Here is an 18,433-nt window from a genome sequence, read left to right as displayed (position 1 = left end):
ACCATGCCCACCACCACTTCCCCCGCTCCGACCAACGACTACCACGTCAAGGACATCACCCTGGCCGAGTGGGGTCGCAAGGAGATCTCCGTCGCCGAGCATGAGATGCCCGGCCTCGTCTCCGTCCGCAAAAAGTTCGGTCCGTCGCAGCCCCTCAAGGGCGTGCGCGTCACCGGCTCGCTGCACATGACGATCCAGACGGCCGTCCTGATCGAGACCCTCAAGGGCCTCGGCGCCGACGTCCGCTGGGCCTCGTGCAACATCTTCTCGACGCAGGACCACGCCGCCGCGGCCATCGCGGCGACCGGCACGCCCGTCTTCGCCTGGAAGGGCGAGACGCTCGAGGAATACTGGGACCTCACCCTGAAGGCCGTGACCTTCCCGGGTGGCAAGGGCCCGCAGCTCGTCGTCGATGACGGCGGCGACGTCACCCTCCTGATCCACAAGGGTTGCGAGCTCGAAGAGGGCAGCGACTGGGTCAACACCCCGTCCGGTTCCCACGAGGAGCAGGTCATCAAGAACCTGCTCAAGAAGGTCCACAAGGAGGACCCGCTCAAGTGGACGACGATCGCCAAGGAATGGCGCGGCGTCTCCGAGGAGACCACCACCGGCGTGCACCGCCTCTACCAGATGATGGAGAAGGGCAAGCTCCGCGTCCCGGCCATCAACGTCAACGACTCGGTCACCAAGTCGAAGTTCGACAACCTTTACGGCTGCCGCGAGTCCCTCGCTGACGGCTTGAAGCGCGCCACCGACGTCATGATCGCCGGCAAGGTCGCCTGCGTGTGCGGCTACGGCGACGTGGGCAAGGGCTCCGCGTTCTCGCTCAAGGGCTTTGGCGCCCGCGTCATCGTCACCGAGATCGACCCCATCAACGCCCTGCAGGCCGCGATGGAGGGCTTCGAGGTCAACACGATCGAGTCCACGCTCGGCACGGCTGACATCTACGTCACCACGACGGGCAACAAGGACATCATCACGCTCGAGCACATGCGCGCGATGAAGGACCAGGCCATTGTCTGCAACATCGGCCACTTCGACAACGAGATCCAGATCGACCGCCTGAACACGTCCGACGCCAAGCGCGTCACGATCAAGCCGCAGTACGACCTCTACACGTTCCCGAAGGGCAACAGCATCTACATGCTGGCCGAGGGCCGCCTCGTGAACCTCGGTTGCGCCACCGGCCACCCGTCGTTCGTGATGTCCAATTCCTTCACCAACCAGACGCTCGCGCAGCTGGACCTGTGGAAGAACAAGGACAGCTACAAGGTCGGCGTCTACCGCCTGCCGAAGCACCTCGACGAGGAAGTCGCCCGCCTGCACCTCGAGAAGATCGGCGCCAAGCTGACCGTCCTCTCGAAGGCCCAGGCCGAGTACCTCGGCGTCCCGGTCGAGGGCCCGTACAAGCCCGAGCATTACCGTTACTAAGCCAATTCAGGCCTGACCAAGCAAACCACCAAAGCCCGCGCGCAAGCGCGGGCTTTGTCTTTGTAGGGCGGGATCACCGAATCCCGCCTTCGTTCGAAGGTCATGCCACGCTCGAGGCGGGGTTCAGCCGTCGCCAAGGCTATGGCGGTCGCAGGCGGAGACCCCGCCCTGCTATCAGGTCACGTCGTAACTCCGGCCCTTCCGCACGACCTGCAGCTTCGCTCCGAACAGCCGCGAGAGGCGGGCCGAGGTCAGCAGCTGCGCCTTGGGGCCGTCGCCGACGATGCGGCCGTCCTGCAGGAGGATCACGCGATCGATCTCGGGGATGACGTCGGCGATGTGGTGCGTCACGAGCAGGAGCGTGCGATCGGCGCGGGCGAGGCGGCGGAGCAGGTCGCGGAATTCGCGCACGGCGCCCGGGTCGAGGCTGTTGGTGGGCTCGTCGAGAACGAGGGCCCCGGGATCGTGCACGAGGGCGCGGCCGATCATGGCGCGGCGTTGCTCGCCGGAGGACATCTCGGAGACGGGCCGGTGAGCGAGGTGGCTGATCTCGAGGAAGCGCAGGATCGCGCGGGCGTGTTTTTCCTGGGCCGGCTTCACCCGGTGGTGCGGCCAGAGACCAAGGCTGTTGAAGTAGCCTGAGAGGACGAGTTCGCGGGCGGTGACGCGCCGGAGGGTGACCTCGTGCGAGAGGTTGTGCAGCTGGTCGAGGGCGACGATGCCGAAGTGGCCGCGCAGGTCGTTCACGTCCCAGTCGTCCTGGCCCAGGAGCTGGAAGCGGAGGCCCGGGCGGTCGACCGGGTAGATCTCGCGGGTGATGGCCTTGACGAGGGTGGACTTGCCGGAGCCGTTGGGGCCGAGGAGGGCGACGTGCTCGCCGCGGCGGATCTGGAGCGAGAAGTCGCGCAGGATGTAGCGGTCGCCGCGCGGGACGGTGAGGTGGGCGAAATCGAGCAGGAGGGGGGCAGCCACGGATTTTTTAACCACAGATGGGCACGGATTAACACGGATAAAATCAGACCAATCCGGTTTACCGCCAATCTGCGCCAAGGGGCGCTATCCCATCCGGCGCTGACCAGCCCGGGATAGCGGTGCAATCCGGGGCGAAAGGGTATTCCTGCCCTTGGGAAAAAGCCCTTGCACTCGCCGCGCCCGCCCGATTGCCTGCCGGTTCAGTTTCGGAGAGATGGCCGAGTGGCTGAAGGCACAGCTTTGCTAAAGCTGCATAGGGGAAACTCTATCGAGGGTTCGAATCCCTCTCTCTCCGCCACTTTTACGCAGGCGAACCGTGCAGCAGGGGCCACGCCGGTGCTCACGGGCGAAACCCGCCGCCGCCATGCGTCCCGCAGGGACGCGGGCCCTCCAATCAGACCAGGCCGGCGTAGTACTTGGGTTTCAGGACGCCGATGCAGGGGAGGTTGCGGTAGCGCTCGTTGAAATCGAGGCCGTAGCCGACGACGAACTCGTTGGGGATCTCGAAACCCACGTAGTCGGCCTCGAAGGGCACGGCGCGGCGGGCTTTCTTGTCGAGGAGGACGCAGGTCTTCACGGAGAGGGCGCCCTTGTCCTTGATCATGCCGGCGACGGCGGCGAGGGTCTTGCCGGTGTCGAGGATGTCGTCGACGAGGAGCACGTTGTGGCCGCGCACGTCGAGTTTCATCGAGTCCACGATGCGGGGCTCGCCGACGGCCTTGGTGCCGTCGTGGTAGCTGGAGGCGCGGAGGCAGTCGAGGCGCAGGGGGCTGCGCATCTGGCGGAGGAGGTCGGCGGTGAAGATCAGGGCGCCGTTGACGATGGCGATCACCATCAGGTCCTTCTTGGCGTAGTCCGCATTCAACTGTTCCCCCAGGCCGGCGATGCGGCGCTTGATCGCCAGCGGGGTGACGAGGACGTGATCGAGGTGCTTGAGCTCGGGCGGGCCTTTCAGGGAGGGCATGGAGGTACATCAAAGTACCGGGGAACAAGTGCCAAGTGCCAAGTGCCGGGGGTCATGTAACAAGTTTCAAGGACCAGGGATCAGGGGCCGATGCCGTGGTGCCGGGGGGGATCCAAGTGGCGGCGGGTTAATCGCTTTGACTTGGCCGGGGGCGTGGGTTGCCTCGGGAAGCGCGAGCACCTCATGATTTCCATCCAGGTCAAGCAACTCACCAAGCAGTTCGGCAGCGTGGTCGCGCTCCACGGGCTCGACCTGACCATCAACCCCGGGGAGCTGTTTTTCCTCCTTGGGCCCAGCGGGTGCGGCAAGACAACGCTCCTGCGCAGCCTGGCCGGGTTCTACATCCCGGAGAAGGGTCAGATCCTGTTCGGGGACGAGGACGTAACCCGGCTGGCACCGCACAAGCGGAACACCGGCATGATGTTCCAGAGCTATGCGCTGTGGCCGCACATGAGCGTCGCGGAGAACGTCGCCTTCGGACTGGAGGAGCGCAAGGTGTCGGCCGACGAGATCAAGCGGCGCGTGGGCGAGGCGCTGGAATCCGTGCGCATGGAGAAATACGCCGAGCGCAAACCCAACCAGCTTTCCGGCGGCCAGCAGCAACGCATCGCCCTGGCCCGCGCGCTGGTCATCCGGCCGCGCTGTCTGTTGCTCGACGAGCCGCTGTCCAACCTTGACGCGAAGCTGCGGCTCGAGATGCGCACGGAGATCCGGCGCGTGTGCAAGGAATTCAAGCTCACGACCGTCTACGTGACGCATGACCAGAAGGAGGCGCTTTCGATCGCCGACCGCATGGCGATCCTGGAGAGCGGCCATATCCTGCAGGTGGGCACGCCGCGCGACGTCTACAAGCGACCCACGCGGAAGACCGTGGCCCATTTCATCGGGGAGACGGATTTCCTGCCCGGCAAGGTGCTGGGCATCGCGGCGGGCTTTGTGACCGTGGAGACCGAGGTGGGCAAATTTGACGGCATCTTCGGCGATCCGGCCAAGCCGCCGGCGGTGGGGGCCGAGGTCACGGTTTCCATCCGCCCGGAGTGCTGGGAACTGCACCGGAATGCGGAGGCGCGCAACGTCGTGCGGGGCCGCATCGGCGACTCGGTGTACCTCGGCGAGGTGGCGCAGTATGATTTCGTAACCACCAACGGGACCAAGCTGAAGATCTTCGAGCGCAACCCGCGCTTTGTGGACGGCAGCAGCCGCGGGGAACTCTACGCCACGGTCGAGCCGGAGGATGTGGTGGTGTTGACGGAGTGAGGGCTGACCCCGCGCCATGAACCGCGTGCTGATCATTTTGGCGCTGGTGGCCGTCGTCGCGCTGCCCTTTGTGCTGCGGCCGAAAAAGGCGGCGGCGAGCAAGGCCGACGGCACGGTGGTGATCATCACGCCGCACAACGAGGCCATCCGGCAGGAGTATGCGCAGGGCTTCCAGGAGTGGTACCGGGCGAGGACCGGGCAGACGGTGACGATCGACTGGCGGGTGATCGGCGGCACGAGCGAGATCGCGCGCTTTCTGGAGTCGGAGTATGTGTCGTCATTTCAGAACCACTGGACGCGGAAGCTGGGCAAGGCCTGGAGCATCGACGTGCAGGCGGCGTTTGCGAACGGCCGGCTGGCCAAGGACGCCAGCCCCGAGGCGCTCGCGGCGCGAAAGGAATTCATGGCTTCGGAAGTCGGCTGTGGGATCGATGTGTTTTTCGGCGGCGGCACCTATGATTTCATCCGGCAGGCCGATGCCGGCCGCATCGTGGATTCGGGGTTGTTGCAGGCGAAGCCGGAGTGGTTCACCGACGACGTGATCCCGGCGAGCTACACCGGGGAGCCGTATCGCGACAAGGCGGGCCGCTGGCTTGGGCCCGTGCTCAGCGGCCACGGCATGCTGTACAATCTGGATTCGCTGGAGCGGCTGGGCGTCCCTGCGCCCCGGGGCTGGGCGGACCTGACGAATCCGCGGCTCTTCGGCGAGGTGGCCGTGTGCGACCCGACCAAGAGCGGTTCGATCGCCAAGTCCTTCGAGACGATCATCCAGGAGCAGATCTACCGGGAGTGGGCGCGGCTGGCCGCGGCAACGGGCCAACCGAAGGCGTCCCTCGAAAAACAGGCCGTGACACAGGGGTGGGAGCAGGGACTGCGGCTGCTGCAGCTCATCGGGGCCAATGCGCGCTACTTCACGGATTCCTCGCAGAAGCCGCCGATCGACGTGGCGGCGGGCAACTGTGCCGTCGGCATGTGCATCGATTTCTACGGGCGTTACCAGGAGCAGAGCTCGGCCGAGCGCAGCGGGCGGCAGCGGCTGGGGTTCCACATGCCGGTGGACGGCACGACGCTGTCACCCGATCCGATCGCGCTGATGCGTGGCGCGCCCAACCGGGCGATCGCGGTGGCTTTTCTGGAATACGTGATGTCGATCGAGGGGCAGAAGCTCTGGAATTTCAAACCCGGCACCCCGGGCGGTCCCGGTCATTTCGCCCTGCGCCGGCTGCCGATCCGCAAGGATTTCTACACGAACCCGGCGTTCGCCGCCCACCGCTCCGATCCGGACGTCAACCCGTACGCGGGTGAGTCACCGCTCGTCTACAACGCGGCCTGGACCGGCGGCCTGTTTCGCGAAATGGCGTTCGTGATCCGGGTCATGGCCATCGACACGCACAACGAGCTGGCCGCCGCCTGGCGGGCGATCAACGCGCCGGGCCTCGACCCGGCGAAACGCGAGCAGGCGCTGGCGGTGCTGACGGATTTGTCGGTCGTGAACTACGCGGAGATGTTCAGCCGCGTGAAGGTGGCGTTGAACGCCAAGAACAAGGTGGACGAGGTGCGGCTGGCGAGCGACCTGGCGGATCATTTCCGGGCCCAGTACCGGCGGGCGGAGGAGCTGGCGCGCTGAGGGAGGGCGTGCTTTGAGCTGTAGGGCGGGGTCGCCGAACCCCGCCTTTGTCCGGACGCGATGCCGCGCCCGAGGCGAGGTTGCTTCGCCATCTCCGCCAAGCCTCCGTCGGCGCCCCCGCCCTACATATTATAGCCACCTCAGTCGTAGCGGCGGCGGAGGTTGCTGGGGAGGAGGCCGAGTTCCTCGCGGTATTTCGCGACGGTACGGCGGGCGATCTTGAGGCCCTTTTCCTGGAGCAGGCCGACGATCTCCTGGTCGCTGCGGGGGGCGCCGGGGTCCTCGCCGGCGATGATGTCGGCGATCATCTCCTTCACGCTGGTGTTGGCGACGGAGGCGCCGGCGTCGGACTGGTAGCCGGAGGTGAAGAAGAACTTCATCTCGAAGACGCCGTGCGGGGTCTTGATGTACTTGTTGGCGAGGGCGCGGCTGACGGTGGTCTCGTGAACGCCGATGATGTCGGCGATCTGGGTCATCGTGAGCGGCTTGAGCTTCGAGACGCCCTCGGCGAAGAACTCGCTCTGGTGCTTGATGATCTCGCGGGTGATGCGCTCGATGGTGCGCTGGCGCTGCTCGATGGCGTTGATGATGAATTTGCCGGAGCGGAGCTTCTCGCGGAGGTAGTCGCTCTCCTGCTTGCTCAGCTTGCCCTTGGCGATGAGGTCGCGGTAGGTGCTGCTGAGGCGGAGGCGGGGGATGTAATCCTGGTTGAGGAGGACGATCCAGATGCCGTTGTCGTTCTCGACCGTGACATCGGGCACGACGACGCGGTTGGAGTCGTCGGCGAAGCGGCGGCCCGGGGCCGGGTCGAGGGCGCCGATGATGCCGATGGCTTCCTGGATGATCTCGGGGGAGAGACCCATCTTGCGGGAGAGATCGGGGATGCGGCGGCGGACGAGGAGCTCGAAGTGGTCGCGGACGATGCGGGCGGCGACGGTCTTGCCGCGACCCTGGTGGTTGAGCTGGATGAGGAGGCAATCGCCGAGGTTCTCGGCGCCGATGCCGGGCGGATCGAAGGTCTTGAGCAGCTTGGCGGCCTCCTGGACGGTGCTGAGGGGCAGGCTGGCGAGCAGGGCGAGGTCGGGCAGGGTGGCGGTCAGGTAACCGCGGTCATCGAGGCTGCCGATGAGGTAGCGGAGCGCCTCGTGGGCCGGCACGGAGCAATCGGCCATCTCGGCCTGTTCCATCAGGTGCTGCTGCAGCGAGGTGTCGGTGGTAAGGGAATCGAAGAAGTGCTGGCGGCGCTCGTCCTCCTCGCCGGTGGTCTGGCGGACCCCGCCGGTATCGGACAGGTGGTCGTGCCAGTCCTGGCCGATGCGCTCGAGCATCTTGAGGTCCTTGGAGAAGTCCATTTCCTCGCGCGGGTCGTCCTCGCGGCCGGTGTTCTCGTCGCCGCTGGTGGCGTTTTTCTCGAGGCTGATGTCGTCCATCGGCATCTCCTCGAGGGTGGGGTTGGCCTGGAGTTCCTCCTGGATGGTGGCGCGGAGGTCGAGGGCGGCGACCTGGAGGATCTTGAGCGACTGCCGCATCTGCGGCGCCAGCATGAGCTGCTGGGTCTGCCGCTGTTGGAAGCTCTGGTTGAGTCCTGGGCCGCTCATACGATCACGGGGGCGTCCCGTTATGCCCGGGCCTGAAAGATGCTGGGAAACGACGGGGCCGAGCCGGGTTTATCAGGGGGGAAGATCTCGGCCAGGTAGACCGCGAGCTTCTCGTTGGTGGGACCATAGCGGTCGCTGTAAAGGTAGAGCTCGAGGTCGGTGAGGAGCTCGTAGGCGGACTGGTAGCGCTTGTCGCGGTCGCGCTGGAGGATCCGGGCGAGGATGGCCTCGAGTTTGGGGTCGATGTCGCTGCGCAGGGTGGCGAACTTCGGCAGCGGCATCGTGAGGATGTTGCGGCGCGACTCGAGGCGGCTGGCGCCGCGGAAAATATTGCGGCCGAGCAGGGTCTCCGTGAGCACGATGCCGAGGGAGAAGAGGTCGGAACGGCCGTCGGTGACGGCGTAGCTGGCGCCCTCGGTGGAGAGGTACTCATCCTTGCCGGGGATGACCTTGCCTTCCTCGTTATACATCAGGTCGAGGGCCTTCGCGATGCCGAAGTCGGTGAGCTTCACGTCGCCCTCGACGGCGAGCATGACGTTCTTCGGGTTGACGTCGCGGTGGACGATGCCGAGGAGGCGGCCGTCGGCGTCGCGCTTGTTGTGGGCGTAGCTGAGACCGCGGCAGACGCGGGAGGCGATGAAGACCGCCATGTCCACGGGGATCTGGCGGCCGAGTTCGGCGTGGCGCTCGATCAGTTGCTCCAAATTCACGCCGCGGACAAATTCCATCGTCATGAAATACTGCCCCCCGATCTGGCCGAGGTGGTAGGTCTGGACGATGTTGGTATGGATGAGGTCGGCCACAAGGCGGGCCTCGCCGATGAAGTTCTTCTGGAACTCGGGGATGCTGGAGTATTCCTCGCGGATCAGCTTGATGGCAACGGTCTTGCGGAAATTACCCGAACCCTTTTGGGTGGCCTCGTAGACGACGCCCATACCGCCTTCGGCGAGCTTGCGGGTCAGGTCGTACTGGAGTTCGGTGAAGATGTTCTTGAGCGCTGACACGCGTTCAGGAAAGCGCGGGCTCCGACCAGTGGCAAGAATTCTGCGAGAATATTGCACGGTTCCTGCTTCCGGCTTGCATTGCGGACGGAAGGGCAGGTTGACAGGGCGGTCGGCGGGCCTACGTTGCGCCGCATGATCACCCTGACATCCCGTGCCGCCCGCCAGGTGCAGACCATGCATGCCGCCCAGGGCGATCCGCAGAAAAAATTGCGGGTCTTCGTCGAAGGCGGCGGGTGTTCCGGGTTCCAGTATGGCATGTCATTCGACCTGCCGAAGGCCGAGGACCAGACGATCGAGAGCGAAGGCGTGCAGGTGCTGCTGGATCCGACGAGTCTGGCCTACCTGAGCGGGACGAGCATCGATTTCGACGACGGTCTGCAGGGCAAGGGATTTGAGATCCGCAATCCGAACGCGCAGAGCACGTGCGGGTGCGGGAAGTCGTTTAACTGAGGCGTCGGTCCGGCGGGAACATTGCCCCGGATAACGCGGACGCCCGCGGATCCCGAAAATTCAACCTTCAGGCCGTGGCCTCGTGGAGGGCCACGATGCCGAAGGTCAGGGGGGTGGCGCGGACCGAGGTGAAGCCGGCGCGACTGATCTCGGCGCTCATGGCGGCGCGGTCGGGGAATTGTTCGATCGACCCGCCCAGGTATTCGTAGGCCGAGCGGTCGCCCGTCACGAGGCCGGCGACGGTGGGCAGGATGAATTTCAGGTACGCGTAATAGAACGGGCGGAACCAGAAGTAGGGTTGGGAGAATTCGAGGACGAAGAGCCGGCCGCCGGGCCGCAGGACCCGGCGCATCTCGGTCAGGGACTTGTGCCGGTCGGCCATGTTGCGCAGGCCGAAGGAGATGGTGACCGCGTCGAAACCGTGGTCGGGGAGGGGGAGGGCCAGGCCGTCGCCCGGTTTAAAGGCCAGGGGGGCCCAGCGGGGGTTGTGGGCCTGTTTGAGGACGGCTTGGTCCAACATGGGCTGGCAAAAGTCCATCCCGGTGATGCGGGTGCCAGGCGGGAGGCCGTCGGCCAAAGCGAAAGCCACATCTCCGCTACCCGTAGCGAGATCCAAAATCACCCGGCTGTGCGAGTCATGGACGGCCCGGACGAGTTTTTGCCGCCACCAGAAGTCCACACCCCCGCTCAGGAGGTGGTTGGCGAGGTCATAACGCCCCGCGATACGGGCAAACATGGTGTTGACGGCCTTGGGATCGGGCATGGGAGGAGTCCTAGCCTTTGTGCGGCTTTGCGATTGACGCAAGCACTGGGTGGTGAATTATTTGGGCCAGAAAGCTCCACGGATCAAATTTAACCCCCGCCAAGCCATGTCCACCAACCTGACCAAACGTGAGATCGTCCTGGAAATCTACGAGAAGACCGGGTTTCCGCAGAAACAAATTCAAGACACGGTCCAGATGACCCTTGATATCGTGATGGATGCGCTGGCCGCCGGCCGCAACGTCGAGCTCCGTAACTTCGGTGTGTTGGAGGTTCAGGTGCGCAAAGCCCGGGTGGGCCGCAACCCGAACAAGCCCGAGACCGAGGTCGTCATTCCGGAGCGGGCCGTGGTGAAGTTCAAGTCGGGTAAGATTCTGAAGCAGAAGATCAAGGCGCTGAGCCTCGAGAAGCTGAAGTCCAATCCGCCGCCGGCCGCCTCGGCTGACTAAGCCCCCCGCCGTCAGGCATGGCCGGCTTTCAGTCGCTCCCAGGCTTCCGGGATTTTTATCCGGAAGATTTTTCCCGTCGTCAGCACATCTTCCGTGGCTGGCGTTCGGCTGCCACCGCGTTTGGGTTTCAGGAATATGATGCCCCGGTGTTGGAACCCCTTGAGCTGTATACGACCAAGTCGGGAGAGGAGATCGAGGGGCAGTTGTTCAGTTTCACGGACAAGGGCGGTCGCGAGGTGTCGTTGCGGCCGGAAATGACCCCGACGGTGTGCCGGATGGTCGGGGCCAATGCCAACGCGTTGAAGCGGCCGATCAAGTGGTTCAGCATCGGCGAGTTTTACCGCTACGAGCGCGCGCAGAAGGGCCGCTTAAGGGCCTTCAATCAATTTAATGCGGATATCTTCGGCGAGGCGGGCCCGGAGGCGGAGATCGAGCTGATCGCCCTGCTGATCCAGTGTCTGGCGGGTTTCGGCCTGACGAAGGATGATTTCTACGTGCGGCTGAGTGACCGGAACCTGTGGTTCTTTTTCCTGGAGGCGCTCGGTTTTGATGAGGCCCAGACGCGGGGCATTTTGGGCGCGGTGGACCGTTTTGAGAAGATGGGCGACGATGCCTTCAAGGGCTACAGCGAGGCGCACGGCGCGCTCGATGAGGGCAAGAAGCAGCGGATCCTGGGATTTCTGAAGATCAAGAGCCTGGCGGAGCTGGAGGCGGCGCTGGCGCCGTTCCCGTCCGAGAAGATCACCGCCCGCCTCGCCGACTGGCGCAAGGTGCTGGGCGGCGTGGGCGCGATGGGCTTGCAGGATTTCATCGCCGTGGACCTCGGCGTAGTGCGCGGCCTGGCCTACTACACGGGTTTCGTGTTCGAGGCCTTTGACCGGAAGGGCGACCTGCGGGCGCTGGCCGGCGGCGGGCGCTACAATGATCTGGTGAAGAAGCTCGGCGGCCCGGACCTGCCGGCGGTGGGTTTTGCCATCGGTGACGTGACGACGGGGCTGTTGCTGGAGCAGCGCGGCCTGGCGCCGGCCTTCGTGAATGCGCCGGATGTGTACGTCGTGATCGGCGGCGAGGCGGAGCGGACGGCGGCCTTTGCCGACATCCAGCGGCTGCGCGCGGCCGGGATGCGGGTCGACTATCCCTTCAAGGACCTGGCCTTCGGCAAGCAGTTCAAGGCGGCCGCGGAGTCGGGGGCGAAATTCGCGCTGATCTACGGCGGTGACGAACTGGCCAAGGGTGTGGTGAAGATCCGGACCATGGCCGATCGCAGCGAGCACGAGGTGCCGCGGGCCGGGGTGCTGGCCGCGGTGGTGGTGCTCGTGGGCAAGTAGTCGCCGGCGGATCCCTGACGTGCACCGCGTGGAATTCAGCCGAAGCGTTGCCGGGTCCCGCGGGAGGGAGATTGTCGCCCGGGTTGGCTGACATGCGGAAAATGCCTGAACTCCTTTCCAGCGTTGGTCGCATCCTGCTCCTGTTGGCGGGCCTGTATGTGGTGTGCGCCGTGGGCGCGCACCATTTGTCGCTGAGCATGATGTTCCCGCGGCCGCCGCTGAAATACGGGCCGGGGCCGGAGATCATCGCGCTGAAAGCGCCTGATGGGGTGACGGTGTACGCGCGACACTGGCCGAATCCGGCGGCCAAGCACACGCTGCTTTACCTGCACGGCAACTACGAGGACCTCGGCAGCCTCAACGACTACATCCCGGCATTTGTGCAGGCGGGCTATGCGGTGTTTGCGATTGATTATCGCGGGTACGGACTCAGCGGCGGCACGCCGGACGAGGGCAATTTGTATGCCGACACGCAGCTGGGTTACAACTACATGCGGACCAAGCTCGGCCTGCCGGCGGACCGCATCGTGCCGTTTGGCTACTCGCTCGGCGGCGGGCCGGCGGTGGAGCTGGCCCTAAAGCAGCCGGTGGCGGGCCTGGTGCTGCAGGGCGCGTTTGTGAGCGCCTATCGCGTGATGACGCATATCCCGGTGTTCCCGGGGGACAAGTTTGTGAATCTGCGGAAGATGCCGGAGCTGCGGTGTCCGGTGATGGTGATCCACGGCACTGCGGACGGCACGGTGCCCTTCTGGCACGGGCGGAAGCTCTACGAGGCGGCCACGAGCCGCAAAGCGTACCTGTTTGTGGACGGCGGACCGCACAGCGGCCTCGCGGATTTCACGGGCCCGCGGTACGCGGAGGAGCTGAGGAAGTTCACGGATTCGCTGTGAGCATGTAGGGCGGGGGTCTTCGAACCCTGCCTTGAATGCGTTTCATCCTCGAACAAGGCGGGATTCGGCGATCCCGCCCTACATGCGTTCCGATTCAATTAGGAATAAGGAAGGGGGCGCGGTATCAGTGGGCTCCGTCGACTGCTTTTGCTTGATGCAGCAATGCCATAATCCGCTCCAAGTCTTCTGATTCGAGCGGGGGTCGGATTTGATTGAACTTGGCGAGGGTGCTTTCAATGGGAAATTCGCTCAGTGGAATGTCTTTCCTAGTGCCAATCCCGTAGCGGTTGTCCTCCCAGAGGGATTCAGCTCTGAAACCATCCTCGGGTCTCCAGCAAAACATCAAGGCCCCAGTCGCCGTTGGTGCCGTGACAATAATCAGACAGTCATTGTTTCCGGTGAAGGAGTAATGCACCTGCATGTCGTCGACCACGGCATGCTTGGTTTCCATGGATCCAGAGTGATCGAACTCCTCAAGCCAGGTCGGCGGGGCCGAAGGCGGCGGGGAGGAGGGACTTGATCGCGGTGTCGATGCGGTCGAGGCCGGCGCAGAAGGAGATCACGCGGATCTTGGGGCCGAACTCGAAGATCACCTGCCGGCAGGCGCCGCAGGGGGCGGTGGCCGTTTGGGTGGGCGTGTAGACGACCACGCATTTGAATTTGCGCTCGCCGGCGGAGACGGCGCTGAAGATCGCGGAGCGCTCGGCGCAGTTGCAGAGGCCGTAGGAGGCATTCTCCACGTTGCAGCCGGCAAATATCCTGCCCGATTCCGTAAGGACGGCGGCGCCGACGCGGAATTTGGAATAAGGCGCGTAGGCCCGGCCGGCGGCGGTTTTGGCGGCGGCCTTCAGTAGCTTTAGTTTGGCGGCGGAGGGCATGGCGGGTTTTGGGAGATGGAAGGGAAGAAACTAGCTGATGTCACGTGACGAGTGGGCGGCTCGCTCGCGCTCCGGTCGGACAGTGGGGATCACAATTTGAACTCGGCTTTGATTTCGGCGAAGGCGTTGATGGCGAAGGCGAGGTCCTCGCGGCTGTGGGCGGCGGAGACCTGCGTGCGGATGCGGGCCTGGCCCTGCGCAACCACGGGGAAGAAGAAGCCGACCGCATAGACGCCTTTCTCGAGCAGGCGGGCGGAGACCTTTTGGGCGAGCACGGCGTCGCCGAGCATGATCGGCACGATGGGGTGGGTACCGGGCTTGATGGTCAGGCCGGCCGAGGTCAGGCCCGCGCGGTAGTAGGCGGTGTTGGCGTGGAGTTTGTCCCGCAGGGTGGTCGAGGCGGTGAGTATTTCCAGGCACTTCAGCGTCGCGCCGGCGACGACGGGCGGGATGGTGTTGGAGAACAGGTAGGGGCGGGAACGCTGGCGGAGGAGGTCGATGATTTCCTTCCGGCCACTGGTGTAGCCGCCGCTGGCGCCGCCGAGGGCCTTGCCGAGCGTGCCGGTGAAGACGTCCACGCGCCCCATGACGCCGCAGTGCTCATGCGTGCCGCGGCCGGTCGCGCCCATGAAGCCGGCGGCATGGCTGTCGTCGACCATGACGAGGGCCTGGTATTTGTCCGCGAGGTCGCAGATGCCCGGCAGCGGGGCGATGGTGCCGTCCATGGAAAACACGCCGTCGGTGGCGATGAGCTTGAAGCGGGCGCCGGCGGCGTCGGCCTCCTTCAGCTTGGCCTCGAGGTCGGCGAGGTCGGTATTCTTGTAACGGTAGCGTTGGGCTTTGCCGAGGCGGATGCCGTCGATGATCGAGGCGTGGTTGAGTTCGTCGGAGATGACAGCGTCCTCGGCGCCGAGCAGGGTTTCGAACAGGCCGCCGTTGGCGTCGAAGCAGGAGGAATAGAGGATGGTGTCGTCGGTGCCGAGAAAGCGGGCAAGGGCGGTCTCGAGGTCGCGGTGGATCTGCTGGGTGCCGCAGATGAAGCGCACGGAGGCGAGGCCGTAGCCCCAGCGGTCAAGGGCGGCGTGGCCGGCGGCGATCAGGTCGGGGTGGTTCGCGAGGCCGAGGTAGTTGTTAGCGCAGAGATTCAGGACCTCCTGGCCGGTTGAGACGGCGATATGCGCCGTCTGCTGGGTGGTGATGATGCGCTCGCGCTTGGTCAGGCCGGCGGAGTCGATGCCGGCGAGGGTTTGCTTGAGGTGGGCGGTGAAGGCGGGGTTCATGCTATTGATTTAACCACAGAGACACAGAGGACACAGAGACGGAGATTCCGGATATCCCAGGGTTCACCCTTTGCGTGGGTTCTTTTTCATTCCCAATTCAGGATGATCTTGCCGGAGCGGCCGGAGCCCATCAGCTCGAACCCCTCTTGGAAGTCGGCGACGGGGAGGCGGTGGGTGATGACGGGGGTGATGTCCATGCCACCCTGCACGAGGGCGGTCATCTTGTACCAGGTCTCGAACATTTCGCGGCCGTAAATGCCCTTCAGGTGGAGCATTTTGAAAACGATCTTGTTCCAGTCCACCATCGCCTCGGCCGGGTGTACGCCGAGGAGGGCAATGCGACCGCCCATGACCATGTTGTCGATCATCTGGTTGAGCGCGGCGGAACTGCCGGACATCTCGAGGCCGATGTCGAAGCCCTCGGTCATGCCAAGTTCCTGGTGCCAGACCTCGGAGAGGTTTTCGCGGGCCACGTTGACGGCGCGGATGGGGCCGAGTTTCTTGGCCAGCTCGAGGCGGCCGTCGTTGATGTCGGTGATGACGATGTGGCGGGCGCCGGCGTGCTGGGCGACGGCGATGGCCATGCAGCCGATCGGGCCGGCGCCGGTGATGAGGACGTCCTCGCCGACCATGTCGAACGACAGGGTGGTGTGGACGGCGTTGCCGAGCGGGTCGAAACAGGAGACGACATCGGGGTCGAGGCCGGCGGGGATCTTCCAGACATTGGAGGCGGGCACGCAGACATAATCGGCGAAGGCACCGTCGCGGTTCACGCCCACGCCGATGGTGTTGGGGCAGAGGTGGCGGCGGCCGGCGAGGCAGTTGCGGCAGTGGCCGCAGACGATGTGGCCCTCGCCGGTGACGAGTTGGCCGAGGGTGAAACCGCTCACGCCGGCGCCGACGTCCGCCACGGTGCCGACGTATTCGTGGCCGATGACGAGGGGTGGCTTGATGGTGCGGGCGGCCCAGGCGTCCCACTTGTTAATGTGGACGTCGGTGCCGCAGATGGAGGTCTTGCGGATCTTGATCAGGACATCGTTGAGGCCGGGCCGGGGCACGGGCACCTCGGTCATGATGAGTCCGGGGCCGGGCGCAGGTTTGACGATGGCGCGCATTTTGGGAGGCATGGGGCGGGAGATTGTCCCGACGCTAGGGCCGGCGGATTATGACACAACAGCGAACGCGCCGGGGGGCGGGCGGCCCGCAGGGAGCCTGCCAGCCCGCGCCCCTGGCTGGTCCGGTCGGAGACCGGCCCTACATGAGCCAAAGGGTGGCGATGCCGAGAAAGAAGCCCATGCTGGCCACGTCGGTGGCGGTGGTGAGGAAGATGCTGGAGGCGGTGGCGGGGTCGGCGCCGAATTTCTTGAGGGTGAGGGGGACCATGACGCCCGAGACGCCGCTGAGGAAGCAGCTGCCCACCATGGAGAGGAACACAATCGCGCTCAGCACGTAGGGGGAGACCGCCGTCTGCTGCCAGGTGGCGTAGAAAAACATGCCGAGGCCGGCGGTGATGCCGACGAGCGCGCCGTTGGCGAGGCCGAGGGCGGCCTCCTTGACGAGGAACTGGTTTTCGCGGCCTGGTTTCAGCTCCCCGAGGGTGAGACCGCGGAGCGAGACGGCGAGCGCCTGGCAGCCGGTGTTGCCGGACTGGCCGGCCAGCACAGGCAGGAACACGGCGAGCACGACGATCTGGTCGATGGTGCCCTCAAAAAGCCCGACGACACCCGCGGCGATGAACGCGGTGAGGAGGTTGAACTGCAGCCAGGGGTGGCGGAACTTGAGGCTGCGGAGGAAGGGGGTGTTGACCCGTTCCTCGCGCTCGACACCGACCATGGCGCCGGGCTGGGCGCTGATCTCGACGGCTTGTTCCTCGAAGATGCGCGAGCCGCGCACGATGCCGAGCAGCATGCCCCGGTCGTCGCAGACGGGGTAGGAAGGATAGTGGCGGTTCACCGTCTGGCGCATGGCCTCCATGAGCGGGTACTCGGGCCGCAGCACAAAGGGATTGCGGAGCATGAAGGCGTCGAGCCGGGCCTCGCGGTCGTGCAGGAGGAGATCGCGCATGGTGACGACGCCCTGCAGGATTTCCGCCTCGTCCACGATGTAGCAGTAGGTGAAGAGCCGCTTGGTGGCGAGTTCGCGGACGCGCTCGACCGCCTCGGCGACGCTCAGGTGGCCGGGAAAAACGGCGACGGGATTTTCCATCAGCCGGCCGATGGTGTGCTCGGGGTAGCTGTCGGCGCGGAACGGGGCGGTGGTTTGGTTCATGGACGTGGAGGGAAGGTCAGGGGGTGTCGAGGGAGCGCCAGAGGTACCAGCTGGCGACGGAGCGGCAGGGTTGCCAGGCGCGGGCGTGACGGAGGATGGCGGCGGGCGTGGGCGCGGTGCGGCGGCGATACAGCCGTTGGAAGGCGAGCCGGATGGCGAAGTCGCCCGTCGGCATGACGTCGGGCCGGCCGAGGTGGAAGAGGAGCAGCATGTGGACGGTCCACGGGCCGATGCCGCGCACGGCGGTGAGGCGGGTGATGAGTTCGTCGTCGGGCAGTTTCCGCGCGGCGGCCAGCGTGGGCACGGTGCCATCGAGGCAGCGCGCCGCGAGATCGCGCACGGCGAGGTGCTTGTTGCGGGAGAGTCCGGCGGCCCGCAGGGCCTCGTCGGAGGTCGCGGCGGCGGCGGCCGGGGTCGGGCCGCCGGCTTTTTTCAATTCCGCCAGCACCCGGCCGTGGATGGAGGCGGCGGCCTTGCCGTGGAGCTGTTGGTAGACGATGGAGCGGAGCAGGGCCTCGAACAGGCTGCGGGTCGGGGTGAGTTGCAGCGAGAAGGGGCCGATCCGGTGGATGAGCGCGGCCAGGACAGGGTCGGCGGCGCGGAGGTGGGCGACGGCGGCGGCGGGGTCGTAGGGAAGCGCGGGTTTCATGCCAGGTGGCTGGCCCACAGGGAGGAGGTCATTCCGACAGCAACTCCGCGCCTTCGAGGGTGAGGAGGCGCGTTTTGGTGCGCACGCCGCCGGGGGCGGAGAAGCCGGTCATCTTGTCGCTGGCGGAGACGACGCGGTGGCAGGGGACGATCAGCGGCCAGGGATTGGTGGCGAGAGCGGTGCCCACGGCACGGGCGGCCTCGTGACCCAGGGCCATGAGCTTGGCGATTTCGCCGTAGCTTTTCTTGTAACCCGGCCTGATCGCGAGGGCGTGCAGGTAGACGGCCTGCTGGAAATCGGTCACACGGGACCAGTCCAGCCGGGCGTCGGTGAAATCCTGCAGCGTGCCCTCGAAATGTAACTGGACGCGCCGGATGAGTTTCTGAACCCAGTCGGGAGCCGCCTCGGTCGCGCGCTGACTGCGGGCCTTGGCGCCCAGGTGCTGCTCGGTCAGGGCCTCGGTTTCCTCGGGCAACTGAAAGCCGGTCAGGCCGGTGTCGTTCCACGCAAGGCCACAGGTGCCGAAGGCCGTGGGGAAGAGCGTGTGGGGCATGAAGCCGCAGGCTGGGGAAAGCGGGGCGGGAGGCGATGCAAAAGGCGGGGGCGACCCGGCTCTACAGAGATCG

Annotated in this window: 19 protein-coding genes and 1 tRNA gene; 8 read left to right on the top strand and 12 right to left on the bottom strand. The window is 65.5% G+C overall.

Annotated elements, in window-relative coordinates:
• Positions 1-3: 3 nt before the first annotated feature.
• On the top strand, positions 4-1,431 hold the full coding sequence (ahcY, locus tag Verru16B_RS16725) for an adenosylhomocysteinase (protein WP_069963357.1): 1,428 nt from the start codon (positions 4-6) through the stop codon (positions 1,429-1,431).
• Positions 1,432-1,605: 174 nt separating this feature from the next.
• Here ahcY and Verru16B_RS16720 read toward each other — a convergent pair whose 3' ends face one another.
• Entirely contained in the window at positions 1,606-2,403 is a 798-nt protein-coding gene (locus Verru16B_RS16720; RefSeq protein WP_069963794.1) for an ABC transporter ATP-binding protein, read from the bottom strand.
• Between the two features lie 208 nt (positions 2,404-2,611).
• Here Verru16B_RS16720 and Verru16B_RS16715 point away from each other — a divergent pair.
• Positions 2,612-2,701, top strand: a tRNA-Ser gene (locus Verru16B_RS16715).
• Between the two features lie 96 nt (positions 2,702-2,797).
• Here the strand turns inward: Verru16B_RS16715 and hpt are convergent.
• Positions 2,798-3,367 (bottom strand): hypoxanthine phosphoribosyltransferase, encoded by a 570-nt coding sequence (hpt, locus tag Verru16B_RS16710; protein ID WP_069963356.1) that lies wholly within the window; start codon positions 3,365-3,367, stop codon positions 2,798-2,800.
• Positions 3,368-3,550: 183 nt separating this feature from the next.
• Here hpt and Verru16B_RS16705 point away from each other — a divergent pair, with 183 nt between their 5' ends.
• Positions 3,551-4,624: an ABC transporter ATP-binding protein gene (locus Verru16B_RS16705; RefSeq protein ID WP_069963793.1), complete on the top strand. Its 1,074-nt coding sequence runs from the start codon at positions 3,551-3,553 to the stop codon at positions 4,622-4,624.
• A gap of 16 nt (positions 4,625-4,640) precedes the next feature.
• Positions 4,641-6,251, top strand: coding sequence for an ABC transporter substrate-binding protein (locus Verru16B_RS16700; RefSeq protein WP_069963355.1), 1,611 nt, complete (start codon positions 4,641-4,643; stop codon positions 6,249-6,251).
• Between the two features lie 140 nt (positions 6,252-6,391).
• Here the strand turns inward: Verru16B_RS16700 and rpoN are convergent, their stop codons facing one another.
• Entirely contained in the window at positions 6,392-7,849 is a 1,458-nt protein-coding gene (rpoN, locus tag Verru16B_RS16695; RefSeq protein ID WP_069963354.1) for an RNA polymerase factor sigma-54, read from the bottom strand.
• A gap of 20 nt (positions 7,850-7,869) precedes the next feature.
• Positions 7,870-8,853, bottom strand: a complete 984-nt coding sequence (locus Verru16B_RS16690; RefSeq protein ID WP_069963353.1) for a serine/threonine protein kinase — start codon at positions 8,851-8,853, stop codon at positions 7,870-7,872.
• A gap of 132 nt (positions 8,854-8,985) precedes the next feature.
• On the opposite strand from Verru16B_RS16690, the gene erpA reads away from it, so the two are divergent.
• Entirely contained in the window at positions 8,986-9,303 is a 318-nt protein-coding gene (gene erpA, locus Verru16B_RS16685; protein ID WP_069963352.1) for an iron-sulfur cluster insertion protein ErpA, read from the top strand.
• 67 nt (positions 9,304-9,370) lie between these two features.
• Here erpA and ubiE read toward each other — a convergent pair whose 3' ends face one another.
• A complete protein-coding gene (ubiE, locus tag Verru16B_RS16680; RefSeq protein ID WP_069963351.1) occupies positions 9,371-10,066 on the bottom strand; it encodes a bifunctional demethylmenaquinone methyltransferase/2-methoxy-6-polyprenyl-1,4-benzoquinol methylase UbiE in 696 nt (231 codons plus the stop codon).
• An 82-nt stretch (positions 10,067-10,148) separates the two neighbouring features.
• Here ubiE and Verru16B_RS16675 point away from each other — a divergent pair, with 82 nt between their 5' ends.
• From Verru16B_RS16675 to Verru16B_RS16665, 3 genes are all read left to right on the top strand, one after another.
• Positions 10,149-10,514, top strand: a complete 366-nt coding sequence (locus Verru16B_RS16675; protein ID WP_343125092.1) for an HU family DNA-binding protein — start codon at positions 10,149-10,151, stop codon at positions 10,512-10,514.
• 17 nt (positions 10,515-10,531) lie between these two features.
• A complete protein-coding gene (hisS, locus tag Verru16B_RS16670; RefSeq protein ID WP_069963349.1) occupies positions 10,532-11,842 on the top strand; it encodes a histidine--tRNA ligase in 1,311 nt (436 codons plus the stop codon).
• A 101-nt stretch (positions 11,843-11,943) separates the two neighbouring features.
• Entirely contained in the window at positions 11,944-12,732 is a 789-nt protein-coding gene (locus Verru16B_RS16665; RefSeq protein ID WP_157772510.1) for an alpha/beta hydrolase, read from the top strand.
• 124 nt (positions 12,733-12,856) lie between these two features.
• Here Verru16B_RS16665 and Verru16B_RS16660 read toward each other — a convergent pair whose 3' ends face one another.
• From Verru16B_RS16660 to Verru16B_RS16630, 7 genes are all read right to left on the bottom strand, one after another.
• Positions 12,857-13,183: a hypothetical protein gene (locus Verru16B_RS16660; protein ID WP_069963347.1), complete on the bottom strand. Its 327-nt coding sequence runs from the start codon at positions 13,181-13,183 to the stop codon at positions 12,857-12,859.
• Positions 13,184-13,205: 22 nt separating this feature from the next.
• Positions 13,206-13,610, bottom strand: a complete 405-nt coding sequence (locus Verru16B_RS16655) for a cytidine deaminase (RefSeq protein ID WP_069963346.1) — start codon at positions 13,608-13,610, stop codon at positions 13,206-13,208.
• 89 nt (positions 13,611-13,699) lie between these two features.
• On the bottom strand, positions 13,700-14,890 hold the full coding sequence (gene kbl / locus Verru16B_RS16650; RefSeq protein ID WP_069963345.1) for a glycine C-acetyltransferase: 1,191 nt from the start codon (positions 14,888-14,890) through the stop codon (positions 13,700-13,702).
• Between the two features lie 86 nt (positions 14,891-14,976).
• On the bottom strand, positions 14,977-16,017 hold the full coding sequence (gene tdh / locus Verru16B_RS16645) for an L-threonine 3-dehydrogenase (protein ID WP_218918790.1): 1,041 nt from the start codon (positions 16,015-16,017) through the stop codon (positions 14,977-14,979).
• A gap of 127 nt (positions 16,018-16,144) precedes the next feature.
• Positions 16,145-17,158 (bottom strand): magnesium transporter, encoded by a 1,014-nt coding sequence (locus Verru16B_RS16640; RefSeq protein ID WP_069963344.1) that lies wholly within the window; start codon positions 17,156-17,158, stop codon positions 16,145-16,147.
• A 16-nt stretch (positions 17,159-17,174) separates the two neighbouring features.
• On the bottom strand, positions 17,175-17,807 hold the full coding sequence (locus Verru16B_RS16635) for a DNA-3-methyladenine glycosylase family protein (protein WP_069963343.1): 633 nt from the start codon (positions 17,805-17,807) through the stop codon (positions 17,175-17,177).
• Positions 17,808-17,835: 28 nt separating this feature from the next.
• Positions 17,836-18,360: a methylated-DNA--[protein]-cysteine S-methyltransferase gene (locus Verru16B_RS16630; RefSeq protein ID WP_069963342.1), complete on the bottom strand. Its 525-nt coding sequence runs from the start codon at positions 18,358-18,360 to the stop codon at positions 17,836-17,838.
• Positions 18,361-18,433 lie beyond the last annotated feature (73 nt).

Origin of the sequence: Lacunisphaera limnophila (genome assembly GCF_001746835.1) — a bacterium.
Classification (GTDB): domain Bacteria; phylum Verrucomicrobiota; class Verrucomicrobiia; order Opitutales; family Opitutaceae; genus Lacunisphaera; species Lacunisphaera limnophila.
This window is presented reverse-complemented; position numbering and strand designations above follow the sequence as displayed.

Coding starts and splice junctions, on each gene's coding strand:
- ahcY (WP_069963357.1), top strand. CDS start 4: ATGCCCACCACCACTTCCCCCGCTCCGACCAACGACTACCACGTCAAG.
- hpt (WP_069963356.1), bottom strand. CDS start 3,367: ATGCCCTCCCTGAAAGGCCCGCCCGAGCTCAAGCACCTCGATCACGTC.
- Verru16B_RS16705 (WP_069963793.1), top strand. CDS start 3,551: ATGATTTCCATCCAGGTCAAGCAACTCACCAAGCAGTTCGGCAGCGTG.
- Verru16B_RS16700 (WP_069963355.1), top strand. CDS start 4,641: ATGAACCGCGTGCTGATCATTTTGGCGCTGGTGGCCGTCGTCGCGCTG.
- rpoN (WP_069963354.1), bottom strand. CDS start 7,849: ATGAGCGGCCCAGGACTCAACCAGAGCTTCCAACAGCGGCAGACCCAG.
- erpA (WP_069963352.1), top strand. CDS start 8,986: ATGATCACCCTGACATCCCGTGCCGCCCGCCAGGTGCAGACCATGCAT.
- ubiE (WP_069963351.1), bottom strand. CDS start 10,066: ATGCCCGATCCCAAGGCCGTCAACACCATGTTTGCCCGTATCGCGGGG.
- hisS (WP_069963349.1), top strand. CDS start 10,532: ATGGCCGGCTTTCAGTCGCTCCCAGGCTTCCGGGATTTTTATCCGGAA.
- Verru16B_RS16665 (WP_157772510.1), top strand. CDS start 11,944: ATGCCTGAACTCCTTTCCAGCGTTGGTCGCATCCTGCTCCTGTTGGCG.
- Verru16B_RS16660 (WP_069963347.1), bottom strand. CDS start 13,183: ATGGAAACCAAGCATGCCGTGGTCGACGACATGCAGGTGCATTACTCC.
- Verru16B_RS16655 (WP_069963346.1), bottom strand. CDS start 13,610: ATGCCCTCCGCCGCCAAACTAAAGCTACTGAAGGCCGCCGCCAAAACC.
- kbl (WP_069963345.1), bottom strand. CDS start 14,890: ATGAACCCCGCCTTCACCGCCCACCTCAAGCAAACCCTCGCCGGCATC.
- tdh (WP_218918790.1), bottom strand. CDS start 16,017: ATGCCTCCCAAAATGCGCGCCATCGTCAAACCTGCGCCCGGCCCCGGA.
- Verru16B_RS16640 (WP_069963344.1), bottom strand. CDS start 17,158: ATGAACCAAACCACCGCCCCGTTCCGCGCCGACAGCTACCCCGAGCAC.
- Verru16B_RS16635 (WP_069963343.1), bottom strand. CDS start 17,807: ATGAAACCCGCGCTTCCCTACGACCCCGCCGCCGCCGTCGCCCACCTC.
- Verru16B_RS16630 (WP_069963342.1), bottom strand. CDS start 18,360: ATGCCCCACACGCTCTTCCCCACGGCCTTCGGCACCTGTGGCCTTGCG.